Source organism: Acidobacteriota bacterium (assembly GCA_034211275.1).
Lineage (GTDB): Bacteria > Acidobacteriota > Thermoanaerobaculia > Multivoradales > JAHZIX01 > JAGQSE01.
Genome location: JAXHTF010000325.1, coordinates 1 through 3500, shown reverse-complemented (window position 1 = coordinate 3500; position 3500 = coordinate 1). Strand labels below are relative to the sequence as shown.

Sequence of the window (3500 nt, the reverse complement as noted above, 5' to 3'; positions counted from 1 at the left end):
GCCTTTCCCCTGGCCCATGGGGCGATGATCCTGGTCTTGGTGCTCTTTCAGGAGCTGTTGGCGCGCCTGCTCCTGCTGCCGCCGCTGGTGCGCCGGCTCGGGGCTTGGGGGGGAGGTGCCGTGGTGGTGGTTCTCAGTGCCGTCTTCTTCAGTCCGCTGTTGCCGATGGTGCCCTATGCTTGGGGCATGGCGGTGAGTGGCGTCTTCGCCGCCGCCATGGTCTTCCTCTTTCTGCGCTACGACCTGCTGACCACGCTGCTGGCGGCGCTGACGGCGCAGCTCCTCCCCGCGTGCTTGGTTCTGCTCCACGCCCACGATCCGGCATTGCAGCTCCAGGGCTGGTTGCCGCTTCTGGCGGCGGCGGCGCCGATGCTGGTGGGGCTTCGTTTCGTCACCGGTGAGGAAGAGCTCATCTACCGCTACGACGACGTGCCGCCCCACGTGCGCCGCATCGCCGAGCGCGAACGCCAGCGCTTGGAGCTGCAGACCGCCCGCGGCATCCAGAGCTCGATTCTGCCGGATCTGCCGCCGTCGCTGGCGGGGGTGGATATCGCCCACGCCTACCGCCCGGCCACCGAGGTGGGGGGCGACTTCTACGACGTGTTGGAGCTGGAGGACGGCCGGTTGGCGGTGGCGGTGGGGGACGTGGCAGGCCATGGAGTGTCCAGCGGCCTGATCATGTCCATGACCAAGTCCGCTCTGGCGGTGCAGGTGGCCTACGATCCGGAGGTGGCGCCGGTCTTCGCCACCCTCAACCGTATGGTCTACCAAAGCGCTCGCCGCCGCCTGCTCACCACCCTCTGCTATGCGCTGGTGGATCCCCAGCGCCGCCAGGTGCTCTATGCCAGCGCCGGGCACCTCTTTCCCTACCGAATCCGCGGCGCCGACGGTCCCGAGCCGCGAATCGAGGCCCTGGAGTCGGTGGCCTACCCCCTGGGCGCCCGGCCGATTCTGGAGCTGCGGGCGCGTTCCCTGGACCTCGAGGCGGGGGATTTCCTGTTTCTATTCAGTGACGGCTTGGTCGAAGCCCAAGCCCAGGGCTCGGACGAGGTCTTTGGCTTCCAGCGGCTGGAGCGCAGCTTGGCTTCTCACGCTCATCGTGGGGTCACCGGTCTGCGGGACGGGATCTTCGCCGACCTCGGTGCCTTTGCCGCCGGTGCGCCGCGTCACGATGATCAAACGGTGTTGGTGCTCAGGCTGCCCTGAGCTGTCTCCAGCGGAGCGCCGGGAGGCCCCGGGGCCGGGCGTTTCCTCCTGCGGACGACCTCGTCCGTTCTCAAGTCTTTGTGATAACGTCCCCCGCGAGCCCGCTGGCGCCGGCCCCCAAAGCCGAACACCAACGAACCGCGCGGCGGGCACCCCCCGCGAGCGGTCCCACAGGCGGCAGCGGCCCCTCAAGCAAGCAGTCAAGGAGGAATGTCTTGAAGATTCACGAATATCAGGCGAAGGAGATCCTGCGCCGTTATGGGGTGGCCACGCCTAAGGGCGAGGTGACCGAAGAGGCCGCCCAGGCCCGGCGCATCTGCGAGGAGCTGGGTGGCAAGTGTGTGGTCAAAGCGCAGATTCATGCCGGCGGCCGCGGCAAGGGCGGCGGCGTCAAGCTGGCGGGCTCGCCGGAGGAGGCGGAGCAGGTGGCTTCGCAGATCCTCGGCATGCAGCTGGTGACCCCCCAAACCGGCGACGAGGGGCAGAAGGTCCGCAAGGTGCTGGTGGAAGAACAGCAGAACATCGCCAAGGAGCTCTACCTGGCGGTGCTGCTCGACCGCGCCACCGCCTCTCCCATGGTGATGGCCTCCGCCGCCGGCGGCATGGAGATCGAAGAGGTGGCGGAAGAGGATCCGGACGCCATCGTCCGGCAGCATTTCGACCCCCACCTGGGCATCCTTCCTTTCCAGGCGCGCCGGGTGGCCTCCGGCCTGGGCCTCTCCGGCCGTACTGCCTCCCAGGCGGCGAAGCTGATCACCGCGCTGACCCGCGCCTACATGGACACCGACGCCTCGCTGGCGGAGATCAATCCGCTGATGGTCAACGCCGACGGTGACGTGCTGGCGCTGGACGCGAAGATGGACTTCGACGACAACGCCATGTTCCGCCACCAGGACATCCTGGGCATGCGGGACCTGGCGGAGGAGAACGAGCTGGAGATCGAGGCGGGCAAGTACGGCCTCAACTACATCAAGCTCGACGGCAACATCGGCTGCATGGTCAACGGCGCCGGCCTGGCCATGGCGACCATGGACATCATCAAGCTCTATGGCAGCGAGCCCGCCAACTTCCTCGACGTCGGCGGCTCCGCCAGTCAGGAAGCGGTGCAGAACGCGTTTGAGATCATCATCTCCGACCCCAGCGTGGAAGCGGTGCTGATCAACATCTTCGGCGGCATCGCCCGCACCGACCGCATCGCCCGCGGCGTGGTGGCAGCCATCGAAGAGTTGGGGAATGTCAAGCTGCCGGTGGTGGTGCGCCTCGAGGGCACCAACGTGGAGCAGGGACGGGAGGTGCTGCGGGAAGCGAACTTCGACTTCATCGTGGCCTCGCACATGGCGGACGCCGCCGAAAAAGTGGTTGCGGCGGCGAAAGGAGGTCGGTGATGGCGATCTGGGTCGACAACGATACGCGCCTGTTGGTGCAGGGCATCACCGGTAAGGAGGGGGAGTTCCACGCCCTCGGTTGCCGCGACTACGGCACTCAGGTGGTGGCCGGGGTGACCCCCGGCAAGGGTGGTCAGGACGTCCAGGGCATCCCGGTCTTCGACTCCGTGGCCCAGGCCCGGGAGTCCACCGGCTGCAACGCGACGATGATCTTCGTACCCCCGCCCTTCGCTGCCGACGCCATCATGGAGGCGGTGGACGCCGGCGTCGAGCTGGTGACGTGCATCACCGAGGGCATTCCGGTGCAGGACATGCTCAAGGTCCAGGCCTTCATGGAGGGTAAGAGCAGCCGCCTGGTGGGCCCCAACTGCCCCGGTGTGATCACCCCCGGGCAGGCCAAGATCGGCATCATGCCGGGGCATATCCACAAGCCCGGCGGTGTCGGCGTGGTCAGCCGCTCCGGTACCCTCACCTACGAGGCGGTGTGGCAGCTCTCCAACGTCGGTCTGGGCCAGTCCAGCTGCGTCGGCATCGGCGGTGATCCGGTCAACGGCACCAGCTTCATCGACGTGCTGTCGGCGTTCAAGGACGACGACCAGACCGAGGCGGTGATCATGATCGGCGAGATCGGCGGCAGCGCCGAAGAGGAAGCCGCTGCCTGGGTGCAGGAGAACTTCGACCGTCCGGTGATCGGCTTCATCGCCGGCCGAACGGCTCCTCCGGGCCGCCGCATGGGCCACGCCGGTGCCATCGTCGCCGGCGGCAAGGGTACCGCCGAGGCCAAGATCGAGGCCATGCGGGCCGCCGGCATGCACGTAGTGGATTCCCCCGCCGACATGGGGACCGCGGTGGTCAAGGCTCTCGGCCGCTGACGCCTATGACCTTTCAGCGCTTTCCCGGCGACGGCTG

At 67.6% G+C, this 3500-nt stretch carries 3 protein-coding genes; all 3 read left to right on the top strand.

The genetic code is table 11. The annotated features are described in order from the left end of the window. Positions 1–1206, top strand: a 1206-nt coding sequence (locus SX243_25575) for a PP2C family protein-serine/threonine phosphatase (protein ID MDY7096360.1), incomplete at its 5' end; no start/stop codon positions are given. Between the two features lie 215 nt (positions 1207–1421). After that, on the top strand, positions 1422–2591 hold the full coding sequence (gene sucC, locus SX243_25570) for an ADP-forming succinate--CoA ligase subunit beta (GenBank protein MDY7096359.1): 1170 nt from the start codon (positions 1422–1424) through the stop codon (positions 2589–2591). Next, a complete protein-coding gene (sucD, locus tag SX243_25565; protein ID MDY7096358.1) occupies positions 2591–3463 on the top strand; it encodes a succinate--CoA ligase subunit alpha in 873 nt (290 codons plus the stop codon). Before sucC ends, sucD begins: the two co-directional genes overlap by 1 nt. Positions 3464–3500 lie beyond the last annotated feature (37 nt).